The sequence below is a fragment of the Streptomyces sp. NPDC059906 genome (assembly GCF_042730645.1).
In the GTDB taxonomy this organism is placed as follows: Bacteria; Actinomycetota; Actinomycetes; order Streptomycetales; family Streptomycetaceae; genus Streptomyces; species Streptomyces rubrogriseus.
In genome coordinates this window covers 107022-120893 of record NZ_JBHWKU010000011.1, presented here as the reverse complement: position 1 = coordinate 120893, position 13872 = coordinate 107022, and the positions used below count along the sequence as shown (strand labels likewise).

Genomic DNA, 13872 nt, shown 5'->3' with positions numbered 1-13872 from the left:
CCCGGGCCTCACCAGTCGTGGACGGTGCCGTCGCCGAGGCGGTTCACGGGCAGGTAGGCGGGCTCGTAGGGGAAGCGTGCCGCGGCCCCGTCGTCGAGTTCGACGCCGAGGCCGGGGGCGTCGCCGGGGTGCAGGAGGCCGTCCTCGAAGCGGTAGGAGGTGCGGAACACCTCAAGGGTGTCCGGGGCGTGGCGCATGTACTCCTGGATGCCGAAGTTGTGCACGGCGAGGTCGAGGTGGAGGGCGGCCGCCATGCCCACGGGTGAGATGTCGGTCGGACCGTGCATGCCGGACTTGATGCCGTACACGGCGGCCATGTCGAGCAGTTTGCGTACGGCGGTGATGCCGCCGGTGTGCGTCACCGCCGAGCGGACGTAGTCGATCAGCCGTTCCTGGAGCAGCGTGGTGTAGTCGTGGACGGAGTTGAAGACCTCCCCGATGGCCAGCGGCGTGGTGGTGTGCTCCCGGATCAGCCGCAGTGCCCCCTGGTCCTCGCCCGGGGTCGCGTCCTCCAGCCAGAAGAGGTCGTAGGGTTCGAGGTCCTTGCCGAGCCGCGCCGCCTGGATGGGCGTCATGCGGTGGTGGCCGTCGTGCAGCAGTGGGAGTTCGGGGCCGAAGGTGTGCCGTACGGCTTCGAAGACCGTGGGCATGTGGCGCAGGTAGGCGCGGGTGTCCCAGGTCTCCTCGGTGGGGCGCGGGTGCGCGGCGCCGGTGCGGCGGGCGGGTTCGTAGTCGTAGCGGTCCCCGTCCCCGGCGGCGGAGGCGGCGACGCCGTACACGGAGTCCAGACCGGGGATGCCGCTCTGGACGCGGACGGCCCGGAAGCCGTCCGCCAGGTGTTCGCGCACCGAGTCGAGCAGTTCGGGTATGTCCCGGCCGGAGGCGTGGCCGTAGGCCAGGGCGCCCGTGCGGCAGGCGCCGCCGAGGAGTTGGTACACCGGCATGCCCGCCGCCTTGCCCTTGATGTCCCACAGCGCCATGTCCACGGCGGCGACGGCCGCCATGGTGACCGGGCCCCGGCGCCAGTACGCGCCCCGGTACAGGTACTGCCAGGTGTCCTCGATGGCATGCGCGTCCCGTCCGAGCAGCAGCGGGGCCACGTGCTCGCGCAGGTAGGCCTCGACGGCCAGTTCGCGCCCGTTGAGGGTGGCGTCGCCGAGGCCGGTGAGCCCGTCCTCGGTGGTGATGCGCAGGGTGACGAAGTTGCGTCCCGGGCTGGTGACGACGACGTCGGCGGCGGTGATCTTCACAGGGTCGTTCCTCCTCGGCGACGCGCGCCCGGTGGTCGGGCCCGTGCCGGGGTCACGCCGGGTCGACGCGGGAAACCGTACCTCCGATGGCGAGGACGTACAGCTCCCCGTCGCCGTCCTGGGCGAAGGACACGACCTCGCCGCCGTTCACCCCGAGGTCGTGCTCGGCGGTCACCCGGCCGTCCTCGATCTCCAGGGAGCGCAGGGTGCCGTCGCAGTAGTCGCTGTAGACGTACTGTCCCGCGAGGCCGGGGACCGCCCGGCCCCGGTAGACGTAGCCGCCGGTGACGGAGCAGCCGAGGCCGGTACGGTCGTACTCGTGGATCGGCGGAACGTGGTTCGCGGGCTCGGTGCCGCCGCGGAAGGGGTGCGTGCCCTCCATCTGCGACCAGCCGTAGTTCTCGCCGCCAGGGCTGCTCGCGGGCGCCCAGTCGATCTCCTCCCAGTCGCTCTGGCCGACGTCGCCGATGAGCAGGTCGCCCGAGGCGGCGTCGAAGGAGAACCGCCAGGGGTTGCGCAGCCCGTACGCCCAGATCTCGCCCCTGGCGTCCGGGTCGTCGGCGAAGGGGTTGTCCTCCGGAATCGCGTACGGGTCGCCGCCCTGCGGGTCGATCCGCAGCAGCTTGCCCAGCAGGGTGTCGAGCTTCTGGCCGTTGCCCTGGGGGTCGCCGCCGCCCCCTCCGTCGCCGAGCGCGATGTAGAGGTGGCCGTCGGGGCCGAACGCGATGGCGCCGCCGTTGTGGTTGGACTCGGGCTGCTCCTGGGTCAGGACGGTGCGCCGGGTGTTCTCCCGGACCGTACCGTCCTGGACCGCGAACTCGTCGACGGTGCTGGTGCCTTCGAGGTCGGTGTAGGAGACGTAGAGGTGCGCGAACCGCTCGTCGAAGGCCAGACCGAGCAGGCCGCGTTCGCCGTCGGTGGTGGTCTCGTCGGAGATGTCGAGCACGGGTTCGCCGAGTCCGTCGTCGTCGAGGACCCGGACGGTGCCGGCGCGTTCGGCGATCCAGACCGTGTCCTGCGGGCCCGCGGCACCGGCCGTCGGGTTCTGGGCCCGGGCCACCTCGGTCAGCGCGACCTGCGCCGCGGATCCGGGTGTGCGGGACTCGTCGGCGGACGCCGTGGCCAGGGCCAGGGATCCGACGAGACCCAGTGTTGCGACGATCGCCGACATTCTGGTGCGCGTGTTCACCATGGCCTCCCGGAGGCGGTGAGTGGGGGGTGCACCTGACTGCCCGGTCCGGACCTGGGGTCGTCCGGGCCGGCCGACGACTGGGGTGGGGGGTGTCGTCGGCCACCGCCGAGAATAGGGGGTCGGGCGTTTCAGGCCCAGACCAATACGCGCTACTTTCCCTGCCGGCCTTCCCGGTGATCACCGGGAAGACGACCACACGGAAGCGGTCGACCAGACCGGCCCGGAGCAGCGAGCGGCACGGGGTGAGGCTTTGGTCGAGGAGTCATCGGACTCGCCGAAAAGGATTGGACGGGCCGAGCGCCGCACTTGTAGCCTGCACGCGACCGTGACACCGCCCGAGGAGGTGAGACCCATGAACGCTGTATCGACGTGGGTGCTCCCCCTTCCCGTCATGGCCGGCGACTGACACAGGTGTCGCCGGGAGCGCCTCGACCACAAGGCACTCCCGAAAGGCAACACCCATGAACTCTGGGCAGTTCACCGCCGAGCCGTCGTCCGAGGACACGGCCGAGCGCGACTTCGACGTGATCATCGCCGGCTGCGGGCCGACCGGCGCGATGCTGGCCGCCGAGCTGCGGCTGCACGATGTGCGGGTACTCGTTCTGGAGAAGGAGACCGAGCCCGCGTCGTTCGTCCGGATCGTCGCCCTGCACATGCGCAGCATCGAGCTGATGGCCATGCGCGGACTGCTGGACCGCCTCCTGCGGCACGGCAGGCAGCGCCCGGTCGGCGGAGTCTTCGCCGCCATCCCCAAGCCCGCGCCCAAGGACCTGGACTCCGAGTACGCCTATCTGCTGGGCATCCCGCAGCCGGTCGTCGTCCGGCTCCTCGAGGAACACGCGGTCGACCTGGGCGCGCGCGTCCTGCACGGAGGCGCGGTCGCCCGTTTCGAGCAGGACGGCGAGGGGGTGACCGTGGAGTTGGCCGACGGGCGACGGCTGCGTTCGCGCTACCTCGTCGGCTGCGACGGCGGCCGCAGCACGGTGCGCAAACTGCTGGGCGTCCCCTTTCCCGGCGAGCCCTCGCGGAACGGGACGCTGATGGGCGAGATGGAAGTGGGGGTGCCCGCGGAGGAGGTCTCCGCCGGGGTGGCCCGAGTCCGTGAGACCCAGCAGCGGTTCTGGCTGCGGCCCTTCGGCGCGGGCGTCTACAGCGTCGTGGTCCCCGCCGCGGAAGTCGGTGACCGCGCGCAACCGCCCACCCTGGAGGACTTCCGGCGGCAGTTGCGCGCCGTCGCCGGAACCGACTTCGGCGTGCACTCGCCGCGCTGGCTGTCCAGGTTCGGGGATGCCACCCGGCTGGCCGAGCGCTACCGGGTCGGGCGGGTACTGCTGGCCGGTGACGCGGCACACATCCATCCGCCCACCGGTGGGCAGGGACTCAACCTGGGCCTCCAGGACGCGTTCAACCTCGGCTGGAAGCTGGCCGCGCGGATCCGCGGCTGGGCGCCGCAGCCACTGCTGGACACCTACCAGGCCGAGCGCCGTCCGGTCGCCGAGGACGTACTGGACAACACCCGCGCCCAGATGGAACTGCACTCCACCGAACCGGGCGCGCGGGCCGTGCGCCGGCTGCTCACCGAACTGATGGACTTCGACGAGGTGAACCGCCGGCTCATCGAGAAGGTCACCGCGACCGGCATCCGCTACGACCTCGGTGCGGGCCCCGACCTGCTCGGCCGCCGGATGCCGGACATCGGCGTCGAGCAGGGCAACCTCTACGGTCTGCTGCGTCGCGGTCGCGGCCTGCTGCTGGACCGCACCGGACGCCTGACCGTCGGCGGCCGGTCGGACCGGGTCGATCAGCTCGCGGACCCCACCGCGGAGCTGGACGTACCGTGCGTCCTGCTGCGCCCGGACGGCCACGTCGCCTGGATCGGCGACGACCAGCGGGACCTGGACGAGCACCTCTCCCGCTGGTTCGGCGAGCCCACCGGCTGACCCGGCGGCCGACGGGGCGGCCGCTCAACGGGACGGCTGGACCTGGTCGAAGACGGCGAGGGCCGCGGCGGGATCCGGGCTCACGAGGCGATCCAGACCCGCCGCCGTGATCTTCGCCCACCGTCCGGCCCGTGCCCACATCCGTTCCTCGAAGGCGCGGACGGCGTCGTCCGGATCCGCGGGGCCGTCGGCGAGGGACTCGGCCAGCTCGGCGCCTTCCAGCAGCGCGAGGTTGGCGCCCGCCCCCAGGGGAGGCATCAGATGGGCGGCGTCGCCCAGAAGCGTCACTCCGGGGACGTGGGCCCAGGTGTGGGACACGGGCAGGACGTACAGGGGGCGGTGGACGAACGCGGTGCCGTGGCGGAGGAGGTCGAGGACGGGAGCGGTCCAGCCGTCGAACAGCGCCAGAAGACGCGACCGCACTGCCTCCGGGTCCCCGGGGTCGAGGTGCGCGTGCCAGTCGAGTGGCGCGCGGAACTGGGCGTGCACCTTGACGTGGCCGCCGCTGTTGCGCTGGGCGACGACGGCGCGGTTCACGCCGTACACGGCCACCGAGCCGTCGCCGACCAGCGTGGCGAGGTCGGGGTGACGGGTGTCGACGTCGTCCAGTGAGGTCTCGACCATGGTGACGCCGGTGTAGTGCGGCGTCACCGGGGAGAGCGCCGGGCGGGTGCGGGACCAGGCGCCGTCCGCGCCGATGACCAGGTCGAACGCCTCCTGGCGCCCGTCCTCGAAATGGACCAGTACGCCGTCCCGGGCCCCCGGCACCACCTTCGTCACACGCTCGCCCCACCGGACGTCGAGCGGGCCGAGCAGCAGGTCACGGAGTTGCCCGCGGTCGATCTCCGGATTGGCCCGTTCCGCCGGATCCGGTCGCCAGTCGCGCAGTACGGTCCCGTCCGTGTCCAGGATGCGCATGGCCTGGCCCTCGGGCCGGGACAGCGCCTGGAACTCGGCCAGCAGTCCCGCCTTGGCCATGGCGAGCTGGCCCAGCCCTTCGTGCAGGTCCAGGGTGCCGCCCGGGGGGCGGGCGTCGGGGGCGGGATCGCGTTCGAGGACGGAGACGGGGCGGTCGTGGCGGTGCATGACACGGGCGAAGGCAAGGCCCGCGGGGCCGCCGCCGACCACGGCGATACGCCGCCTCATATAGGTACGTTGTCTCATGTCGATACACTGTATTTTCGGTCTACGACGTATCGCAACAGTACGGTGGGAGCATGACTGTCTGGGACCGGCCGGAGCCGCCGCACCGCCCCGTGCCGCTCGACCGCGAGCGGATCGTCGCCGCCGCGGTCGCGCTCGCCGACGAGGGCGGCCTGACGGCGGTGTCCGTGCGCAAGGTGGCGGCCCGGCTGGACGCCGGGCCGATGCGGCTGTACGGATTCATCTCCACCAAGGACGAGCTGTTCGACCTCATGGTGGACGCGGTGTACGCCGAGATCCTCCCCGAGGAACGGGCCGGTGACTGGCGGGAGGCATTGCGCGTCCTGGCCCACCGGACCCGGCAGGCCGCTCTGCGGCATCCATGGCTGGCCGACCTGCTCGGCGGCCGCCCGGCCCTCGGGCCCAACGGTCTCGCCGTGGCCGAGGCGACCCTGGCCGCGCTCGACGGCCTGGCCGACGTCGACACCGTCATGCGCGCCGTGGAGACGGTCAGTTCCTACTTCACCGGAGCCGTCCGGCGCGAGATCGCGGACCTGCGGGCGGAGCGCGCCACGGGCCTGTCCAAGCCCGAGTGGCAGCGCGCCCACGGTCCGCACCTGACCCGGATGCTGGCCACGGGCCGTTTCCCGGCGCTGGCCAAGGCCGTGCACGACGGCACGCACGTGGATGCCGAGGAGTCCTTCGCCACCGGCCTGGACTGGGTCCTCGACGCCGTTGCCGTCAGACTCACCCGGACGCCGGGAAGCTGACGTCCGCGCCTGCTCACCGCGGGTGGCGGGCACCGCGGGATTCCCCGGACCGGTCCCCGACCGGGCGCGTTCAAGAACGACGGCCGTCTCTCGGTGCCGCGTCGCCCTCCGGTGGGTACGGAACCGGTCAACAACGCCTCGACGAGAGACTGGACATGACTGGACACCAATCCGCTCACCACCCGCCTCGGCGCGTCGGCGTCGTCGCCGAGTCCTTGCCCGGGGAGACGCGCGTCGCCGCGACGCCTTCGACGGTTCGCCTGCTCCTCGGCCTCGGCTACGAGGTCGTCGTCGAGTCGGGGGCCGGCGCGGCCTCCGGCTTCGCCGACGGGGCCTACGCCGAGGCGGGGGCGAGCGTCGGCGAGGCCTGGGCCGCGGACGTCGTACTCAAGGTCAACGCGCCGACCGCCGACGAGACCGCCGCACTGCGCGAAGGTACGACGCTGGTGGCCCTCCTGGCACCGGCGCAGCGGCCCGAACTGCTCGAGGCGCTCTCCGCGCGGGGCGTCACGGCGCTCGCCCTGGACGCGGTGCCGCGCATGTCGCGGGCGCAGTCGATGGACGTGCTCAGCTCCATGGCGAACATCGCCGGGTACCGGGCCGTGATCGAGGCCGCGCACGTCTTCGGCCGCTTCTTCACCGGGCAGGTCACCGCGGCGGGCAAGGTGCCGCCGGCGAAGGTCCTCGTCGCCGGGGCCGGGGTCGCGGGGCTCGCCGCCGTCGGGGCCGCCTCCAGCCTCGGCGCGATCGTCCGCGCCACCGACCCCAGGCCGGAAGTCGCGGACCAGGTGCGGTCCCTGGGCGGCGAGTACCTCGCGGTGGACGTGGCGCAGGAGGAGAGCGCCGACGGCTACGCGAAGGCCACATCGGCCGACTACGACCGTGCCGCGGCCCGGCTCTACCACGAACAGGCCCGTGACGTGGACGTCGTCATCACCACCGCGCTGATCCCCGGACGGCCCGCCCCGCGCCTGCTGACCGCCGCCGACGTGGCGGCGATGCGGCCCGGCAGTGTCGTCGTCGACATGGCCGCCGCCCAGGGCGGCAACGTCGAGGGGACCGTCGCGGGCCGGACCGTGGTGACCGGCAACGGTGTGACCCTCATCGGCTACACGGACCTGGCGGCCCGGCTGCCCGCCCAGGCCTCGCAGCTGTTCGGCACCAATCTGGTCAACCTGCTCCGGCTGCTCACCCCGGGCAAGGACGGCCGGATCGTCATCGACTTCGACGACGTGGTGCAGCGGACCGTGACCGTGGTCCGAGCGGGCGCGGTCACCTGGCCTCCCCCACCGGTCGCCGTGTCGGCGGCCCCGCCCGCCACCGCGCCCCCGGCGGCGTCGCCCGCCGCGCCGGTGGGCGGGAGACCGCGCCGGCTCACCCCGGCGGGGCGCTTCGGCCTGATCGGCCTCGGCATGCTGGCGACCTTTCTGCTGGTCGCCTTCGCTCCCGCCCAACTGGCGCAGAACTTCACGGTGTTCGCGCTGGCGGTGGTCATCGGCTACTACGTGATCGGCAAGGTCCACCACTCCCTGCACACCCCGCTGATGTCGGTGACCAACGCCATCTCGGGGATCGTGGTGATCGGCGCCCTCGTGCAGATCGGGCACGAGAGCACGCTCGTCACCGTGCTGTCCTTCGTGGCGATCCTGCTGACGAGCGTGAACATATTCGGAGGTTTCGCCGTCACCCGCCGCATGCTGTCCATGTTCTCGAGAGGCGAGTCCCGATGACGTCCATGACCGCCTCCCGCGCCGCCGACCTGGTGGCCGCCCTGCTGTTCGTCCTGAGCCTCGCCGGCCTGTCCCAGCACCGGACGTCACGCGCCGGTGTCGTGTACGGCATCGCGGGGATGGCCCTCGCCCTCGCGGCCACCGTCGTGGTCTCGGCGCGGAGCGTGTCCGCCGGGCCCGTCGCGCTGATCCTGCTCGCCATGGTGATCGGCGCCGCGATCGGCCTGTGGCGGGCGCGGCGCGTGGAGATGACGCAGATGCCCGAGCTGATCGCGGTGCTGCACAGCTTCGTCGGTCTCGCGGCCGTCCTGGTCGGCTGGAACAGCTATCTCGAGGTCGAGGCGCACGGCTCGCGGGGCCGGATCGCCGCCGATCTGATCGGCATCCACCACGCCGAGGTGTTCATCGGCGTCTTCATCGGCGCGGTCACCTTCACCGGCTCCGTGGTCGCGTACCTGAAGCTCTCCGCGCGGATCAAGTCCCGGCCGCTGACGCTGCCCGGCAAGAACGCCCTCAATCTGGGTGCGCTGGCCCTGTTCGCGGTGCTGACCGTCTGGTTCACCGTCAGCCCGGGCCTGCCTTTGATGGTGGCGGTCACGGTCCTGGCGCTCGCCCTGGGCTGGCACCTGGTGGCCTCCATCGGCGGCGGCGACATGCCCGTCGTCGTCTCGATGCTCAACAGCTACTCCGGCTGGGCCGCGGCGGCGGCCGGCTTCCTGCTCGACAACAACCTGCTCATCGTCACCGGTGCGCTGGTCGGCTCCTCGGGTGCGTATCTGAGCTACATCATGTGCCAGGCGATGAACCGTTCCTTCCTCTCCGTCATCGCGGGCGGCTTCGGCATCGAGGCTCCGCCCGGCGAGGCGCGGGAGCAGGGCGAACACCGTGAGGTACGGGCGCCCGAGGCGGCGGAACTGCTCGCTCGGGCGCGGTCCGTGGTGATCACCCCCGGTTACGGCATGGCCGTGGCGCAGGCCCAGCATCCGGTCGCGGAGCTGACCCGGCGGCTGCGGGAGCGCGGCGTCGAGGTGCGCTTCGGCGTTCATCCCGTCGCGGGGCGGCTGCCCGGGCACATGAACGTACTGCTGGCCGAGGCCAAGGTGCCCTACGACATCGTCCTGGAGATGGACGAGATCAACGACGACTTCGCGGACACCTCGGTCGTGCTGGTCATCGGCGCGAACGACACGGTCAATCCGTCGGCGACCGACGACCCCGCCAGTCCGATCGCGGGTATGCCCGTGCTGCGGGTCTGGGAGGCGGAGCAGGTCGTCGTGTTCAAGCGCTCGATGGCCTCCGGCTACGCGGGCGTGCAGAACCCGCTCTTCTTCCGGGACAACACCAGCATGCTCTTCGGCGACGCCAAGCAGAGCGTCGAGGCGATCCTGGAGGCTCTCGGGTCCGGAACCGGACGAGACTCTCGGGCCGCCGCGCAGGGGGTGACGGCGGTGCGGTGACGGCGGTGCGACGCCGGCGGTGCCGGCCCCGTGGGCGCCGCGCGGAGGCCTCACGCGTGGTCCGTCTCGAACGCTTGCGCGACTGCGAGGCTGTCCTCGTACACGTGGTGGCGGGTGACGAGGCCGTTCTCGACCGTCAGGTGGAGGGCGAACCGGGCGCGGTACGCGCGTCCGGTGGGGCGGGCGGTCTGGCGGATCTCGCCGAACACGACCGCGTCGTTCCCGTCGACGAGGATGCGCTCCACCTCGGTGTCCGCCTGCTCCGGCAGGTGGTGCTCGGCGAGCTCCCGGTAGTGGGCCGCCGCGTCCGCCCGGGTGGACCGGTGACGGATCCACGGCGTGGCCGGACGACCGTGCTCGGCCTCCGGCCAGTCGAGCCTCCAGTCGCCCCGGTCGGCGTACAGCCCGGCGATGTGCTCGGGGTCGCCCGTGCCGATCCTGCGCAGCAGGTCCTCCACCACGGAGCGGGTGTTCGTCGATGCGGGCGCGGACATGACAGGCCTCCTCCTGGTCCGCGTCCCGTCGACGCGGAGCCACCGCCCATCCTGTCGGCCCGTGCGCGGCGGGGCGATTACCTCCGGGGTAGGGCGGGCGGGGGCTTCCTCAGGGCCCCTCCAGCCACTGGGCGAGCGCGGCCGCCTCGCTGTGGTCCACATCCTTGGTGGCCGTGAGCAGGGTCACCTTGGCCCCGGCCACCAGGTCGCGCAGGCGCTCCAGCGCGGCCTGGTGGCCGGGGTCCTCCAGTTCGGCGAAGTAGCGGCGCCGGAACTCGTCGTAGCGCTGCGGATCGTGGTGGTACCAGCGCCGCAGATCGGCCGACGGTGCGACGTCGCGCAGCCACGCGTCCAGATCGGCCTTCTCCTTGCTCACACCGCGGGGCCACAGCCGGTCGACGAGCACGCGCTTGCCGTCCCCGGGCGTGGGATTCTCGTAGATTCTGCGGTATCCGACCCGTGCCGTCATGATCCACCTTCCCGAGAGGACCCGGGCAGCGACTTCCGTTCAAGTGAACCGCCGCGGGCGGGCCCAAACACGGGGGGGGGCGTGCGGTGACGGCGGCGTCAGTCGCGCACGTACGGCCAGCCGGCCAGTCCCTCCGCGCCGGGAGGCTGCGCGACGGCCTGGTCCACGGAGTCGTGGAAGGAGTAGACCGCGCCCAGGCCGCCGAGCGCGAAGACGTGCAGGAGCCGCCGGTCCGCACAGGCGATCCGCAACGACCCGTGATGAGTCCGGATGAGCTTGGTCACGGCCACGATCATGCCGAGGCCCATGGAGTCGATGAAGGGCGTGTCGCACAGGTCCAGTACGAAGTGCCGGTGGCCCTCGGCGAGGCGCCGGCCGACCTCGGCCCGGACGAGCGGCGCGAAGGCGATGTCGATCTCGTCGTCCGCCCGGACGACCGTCCAGCCGTTCGCCACCTGACAGCCGACCTGCCCGTACGGCCCTGCGACGCCCTGCTCACTCACGTTCCGGTTCTCCTTGCGACCGTGCCCGATTTGCCCGTCTCATCCAGGAAACGCGGTGCGGCCGCGATGCCACAAGAGCCCGGTTTTCAGATGGTGAGCGAGAGCCCCCGGGACACCCGTTCCGCGGTGGCGAGCAGCGTCGTCACGGCGTCGTCCAGGCAGGCCGTGCGGTTGATGTCCAGGGAGATGCCGAGCGATCCGATGGTGTCGCCCCGGCGGACGGGAACCGCGACGCAGGCGGTGCCCAGACGGTACTCCTCCAGGTCGGTCACGGCCGGGCCCCGCGGGGAGGCGTCGAGGCTCCGCAGCAGCTGGGCGCGGTAGGTGATGGTGCGCGGCGTGAGATCGTTCATCGCGTGGCGGGAGAGGTAGTCGGCGCGGGCCTCGGCGTCCAGCTCGCGCAGCACGCTCTTGCCGAGCGCCGTGGCGTGTCCCGCGTCCTCGAAGCCGACCCAGAGATCCACCCGGGGCGCCTTCGGGCCGTCCACGATCTCCGCGACCCTGATCTCGCCGTCCTCGTAGAGGGTCAGGTACGCCGCGGCCGACAGGTCGTCGCGCAGCTCGGTGAGCGTGGGACGGACCCTGCTGAGCGCCGTCTGGTCGCGGCTTCCCGCGTGCAGCGCGCCCAGCCGCTCCCCCAGGACGAACGTGCCGTCCTCGAGTTTGCGCACATAACCGTCGTGGACCATGGTGCGCAGCAGGTGGTAGGTGGTGCCCAGGGCCAGACCCGTCTCGCGCGCCAGCTGCTTGGCCGGTACGCCGCTCTCGTGGGCGCCCACGGCTTCCATCAGGCGAAAGGCTCGCCGCACCGAGGAGATGAGCGTGGGGCCCTCCTGACCGCTCACCCCTCCACACTGCGCCCCACCGCAGGGGTCCGGCAAGTGCGCGCTACGGCTTGATGCCGACCCCGGCCCACAGGCTGACCTGGGCGTCGGTCGGGGCGTCGGGGCCGGCGGGCAGGTCCGGTCGCCAGCGGTGACCGACGGTGACGCCGGGGGTGAGGAGGTCGAGCCCGTCGAAGAAGCGGGCGACGTCCTTCTGCGAGCGGAACCGCACCGGCGTGCCCGCGCCGGTGTAGATGTCGGTGACCTTCTCCCAGGTGGGCGGGTCGAAGTCGGGCGTGCAGTGGCTCAGCGCGAGCGCGCTGCCCGCCGGGAGGGCCGCCATCAGCCGGTCGACGATGCCGTACGGGTCGCCGGCGTCGGTGATGAAGTGCATCAGGGCGTTCAGCGACAGGGCGACCGGCCGGGACAGGTCCAGCACCTCGGCCAGTTCGGGCGCGTTCAGCAGGGCGCCGGGGTCGTTGACGTCGGCCTCGATGTAGGTGGTGCGGCCCTGCGGGGTGCTGCGCATGAGGCGCTCGGCGTACTTCAGGACGAGCGGGTCGTTGTCGGCGTAGACCACGCGGGCCTCGGGGACCACGGACTGTGCCACCTGGTGCACGTTCGGCTCGGTGGGGATGCCCGTGCCGATGTCCAGCCACTGCCGGATGCCGTGCTCCTGTGCCAGTACCCGAGTGGCACGGTGCATGAAGGCGCGGTTCTCCCGGGCGCAGGTGAAGATGCCCGGGTAGGCCTCGGCGACCGCTTCCGCCGCCTGCTTGTCGACCGGGAAGTGGTCCTTGCCGCCGAGGTAGAAGTCGTACATGCGGGCCGAGTGCGGCCTGCTGGTGTCGAGGCCCCGCGCGCCCCGGGTGCTGCTCATCGCGTTTCCTTCCCGCGGCCGGCCGTCAGGTGGTCGGCCATGCCCTGCTTGACTCCTCGGACGAACGCGCCGATCTCCTCGCGCGTGTAGATGAGTGCGGGGCCGGCCGGGTCCGTCGACTGACGCACGGCGATGCGGCCGTCGTCGAGTTGCTTGGTCTCCACGCACTGGCCGCCGTTGGGGCCGCTCCACGGGCGCTCCCAGCCGCTTTCGCCGAGGTCGCGGGCGGGCATCCCGTTGTGGACGGGGACATCGGTGGTGCTCATGAGTACTCCTTGCGCATGCGGTTCAGGAGTGCCGTGCTGGCCCGGGTCGAGGTGAGCAGCGACATCCTGTTGTGCGCCTCCAGGTGCGCGACGACGTCGGCCCGTTCGTCCAGGTACATCGACGCGGAGAGGATCTCGCTGTAGACGACGTCGGGCAGCTCCGGCTCCTCGAACCGGAAGTAGGTGAAGGGGGCGCAGGCCCCGACGTGGGCGCCGACGGCGAAGGGCAGGATGTCGATGCTGACGTGCTCCAGCTCGGACGCCTCCAGGAGCCGGTCGATCTGCTCGCGCATCACTTCCGGACCGCCGACGACCCGGTGCAGGACCGCTTCCTCCATGACCACCCAGAGGGTCGGCGCGTTCTCCCGCTCCAGCAGGCTCTGCCGGCGCAGCCGCAGGCCGACGCGGCGCTCCAGCTCCTCGTCGGAGCCGTTCGGAAAGCCTCCGCCCAGGACGCCGCGGGCGTAGGCGGGGGTCTGGAGCAGCCCGGTGACGTAGTGGGGTTCGTAGGTGCGCAGCGTGCCGGCACCGGTCTCCAGACTGACGTACGCGGTGAACCAGTTGGGCAGCACGTCGCGGTAGGCGTGCCACCAGCCCGGTTTGTTGGCCTGCTCGGCGAGTGCGACGAACTCGTCGATCTCCTGCTGTCCGGTGCCGTAGGTCTGCAGGAGCTTCTCGACGTACAGGGGTTTGAGGGCGACTTCGGCCTTCTCCAGCCGGCGGATCGTCAGGGGTGTCACCCGGAGTGCCTTGGCGGCGTCGGCCAATGAGGCACCCGCGCTCTGCCGCATGTCATGGAGCCGGCGCCCCAGGATCATGCGCAGCACCGTCGGGGCGCTGGTGCCCGCGCCGGACCGAGCTTCACTCACGCCCCCACCTCCTGATGGGCTGTCACCGGCGCCATTGTGACAGCGACTTGATGACGACACCAGACTGAACGGGTCTTTCTGAAAT

14 protein-coding genes and 1 pseudogene are annotated in these 13872 nt (G+C 71.9%); 4 read left to right on the top strand and 11 right to left on the bottom strand.

Annotated features, from left to right (window positions below):
* Window positions 1-8: 8 nt before the first annotated feature.
* From manD to ACFV9J_RS18960, 3 genes and pseudogenes are all read right to left on the bottom strand, one after another.
* Entirely contained in the window at window positions 9-1250 is a 1242-nt protein-coding gene (gene manD / locus ACFV9J_RS18970) for a D-mannonate dehydratase ManD (protein ID WP_385355759.1), read from the bottom strand.
* A gap of 52 nt (window positions 1251-1302) precedes the next feature.
* Complete coding sequence (locus tag ACFV9J_RS18965; protein WP_385355888.1) at window positions 1303-2439, bottom strand: PQQ-dependent sugar dehydrogenase; 1137 nt, start codon at window positions 2437-2439, stop codon at window positions 1303-1305.
* Between the two features lie 157 nt (window positions 2440-2596).
* Window positions 2597-2692 (bottom strand): annotated as a pseudogene (locus tag ACFV9J_RS18960) (dihydrofolate reductase family protein); the annotation flags it as partial.
* A gap of 211 nt (window positions 2693-2903) precedes the next feature.
* On the opposite strand from ACFV9J_RS18960, the gene ACFV9J_RS18955 reads away from it, so the two are divergent.
* Complete coding sequence (locus ACFV9J_RS18955) at window positions 2904-4382, top strand: FAD-dependent monooxygenase (protein WP_385355758.1); 1479 nt, start codon at window positions 2904-2906, stop codon at window positions 4380-4382.
* Between the two features lie 24 nt (window positions 4383-4406).
* On the opposite strand, the gene ACFV9J_RS18950 is transcribed toward ACFV9J_RS18955, so the two are convergent.
* Entirely contained in the window at window positions 4407-5528 is a 1122-nt protein-coding gene (locus ACFV9J_RS18950; protein WP_385355887.1) for an FAD-dependent oxidoreductase, read from the bottom strand.
* Window positions 5529-5599: 71 nt separating this feature from the next.
* On the opposite strand from ACFV9J_RS18950, the gene ACFV9J_RS18945 reads away from it, so the two are divergent.
* From ACFV9J_RS18945 to pntB, 3 genes are all read left to right on the top strand, one after another.
* Entirely contained in the window at window positions 5600-6295 is a 696-nt protein-coding gene (locus tag ACFV9J_RS18945) for a TetR/AcrR family transcriptional regulator (RefSeq protein WP_385355757.1), read from the top strand.
* A 155-nt stretch (window positions 6296-6450) separates the two neighbouring features.
* Window positions 6451-8025 (top strand): Re/Si-specific NAD(P)(+) transhydrogenase subunit alpha, encoded by a 1575-nt coding sequence (locus tag ACFV9J_RS18940; RefSeq protein ID WP_385355756.1) that lies wholly within the window; start codon window positions 6451-6453, stop codon window positions 8023-8025.
* Window positions 8022-9482 carry a Re/Si-specific NAD(P)(+) transhydrogenase subunit beta gene (pntB, locus tag ACFV9J_RS18935; RefSeq protein ID WP_385355755.1) on the top strand — a complete coding sequence of 487 codons (1461 nt, stop codon included), beginning with the start codon at window positions 8022-8024 and terminating at the stop codon, window positions 9480-9482. The genes ACFV9J_RS18940 and pntB overlap by 4 nt, the downstream gene beginning before the upstream one ends.
* Window positions 9483-9532: 50 nt before the next feature.
* Here the strand turns inward: pntB and ACFV9J_RS18930 are convergent, their stop codons facing one another.
* The 7 genes from ACFV9J_RS18930 to ACFV9J_RS18900 form a co-directional block, all read right to left on the bottom strand.
* Window positions 9533-9976 carry a nuclear transport factor 2 family protein gene (locus tag ACFV9J_RS18930; protein ID WP_385355754.1) on the bottom strand — a complete coding sequence of 148 codons (444 nt, stop codon included), beginning with the start codon at window positions 9974-9976 and terminating at the stop codon, window positions 9533-9535.
* A gap of 109 nt (window positions 9977-10085) precedes the next feature.
* Window positions 10086-10445 (bottom strand): DUF488 domain-containing protein, encoded by a 360-nt coding sequence (locus ACFV9J_RS18925; protein ID WP_385355752.1) that lies wholly within the window; start codon window positions 10443-10445, stop codon window positions 10086-10088.
* A 98-nt stretch (window positions 10446-10543) separates the two neighbouring features.
* Window positions 10544-10948, bottom strand: a complete 405-nt coding sequence (locus ACFV9J_RS18920; protein WP_385355751.1) for an STAS domain-containing protein — start codon at window positions 10946-10948, stop codon at window positions 10544-10546.
* A gap of 86 nt (window positions 10949-11034) precedes the next feature.
* On the bottom strand, window positions 11035-11793 hold the full coding sequence (locus ACFV9J_RS18915; RefSeq protein ID WP_385355749.1) for an IclR family transcriptional regulator: 759 nt from the start codon (window positions 11791-11793) through the stop codon (window positions 11035-11037).
* A gap of 43 nt (window positions 11794-11836) precedes the next feature.
* A complete protein-coding gene (locus tag ACFV9J_RS18910; RefSeq protein ID WP_385355748.1) occupies window positions 11837-12652 on the bottom strand; it encodes an SAM-dependent methyltransferase in 816 nt (271 codons plus the stop codon).
* Window positions 12649-12918: a DUF397 domain-containing protein gene (locus tag ACFV9J_RS18905; protein ID WP_385355747.1), complete on the bottom strand. Its 270-nt coding sequence runs from the start codon at window positions 12916-12918 to the stop codon at window positions 12649-12651. Before ACFV9J_RS18905 ends, ACFV9J_RS18910 begins: the two co-directional genes overlap by 4 nt.
* Window positions 12915-13787, bottom strand: a complete 873-nt coding sequence (locus tag ACFV9J_RS18900; protein ID WP_109032366.1) for a helix-turn-helix transcriptional regulator — start codon at window positions 13785-13787, stop codon at window positions 12915-12917. The genes ACFV9J_RS18905 and ACFV9J_RS18900 overlap by 4 nt, the downstream gene beginning before the upstream one ends.
* Between the last annotated feature and the right edge of the window lie 85 nt (window positions 13788-13872).

Excerpts from the sequence above, each read along its gene's own strand:
- ACFV9J_RS18940 (WP_385355756.1), top strand. The coding sequence starts at position 6,451 with ATGACTGGACACCAATCCGCTCACCACCCGCCTCGGCGCGTCGGCGTC.
- ACFV9J_RS18910 (WP_385355748.1), bottom strand. The coding sequence starts at position 12,652 with ATGAGCAGCACCCGGGGCGCGCGGGGCCTCGACACCAGCAGGCCGCAC.
- ACFV9J_RS18945 (WP_385355757.1), top strand. The coding sequence starts at position 5,600 with ATGACTGTCTGGGACCGGCCGGAGCCGCCGCACCGCCCCGTGCCGCTC.
- ACFV9J_RS18955 (WP_385355758.1), top strand. The coding sequence starts at position 2,904 with ATGAACTCTGGGCAGTTCACCGCCGAGCCGTCGTCCGAGGACACGGCC.
- ACFV9J_RS18950 (WP_385355887.1), bottom strand. The coding sequence starts at position 5,528 with ATGAGGCGGCGTATCGCCGTGGTCGGCGGCGGCCCCGCGGGCCTTGCC.
- ACFV9J_RS18930 (WP_385355754.1), bottom strand. The coding sequence starts at position 9,976 with ATGTCCGCGCCCGCATCGACGAACACCCGCTCCGTGGTGGAGGACCTG.
- ACFV9J_RS18925 (WP_385355752.1), bottom strand. The coding sequence starts at position 10,445 with ATGACGGCACGGGTCGGATACCGCAGAATCTACGAGAATCCCACGCCC.
- pntB (WP_385355755.1), top strand. The coding sequence starts at position 8,022 with ATGACGTCCATGACCGCCTCCCGCGCCGCCGACCTGGTGGCCGCCCTG.
- ACFV9J_RS18905 (WP_385355747.1), bottom strand. The coding sequence starts at position 12,918 with ATGAGCACCACCGATGTCCCCGTCCACAACGGGATGCCCGCCCGCGAC.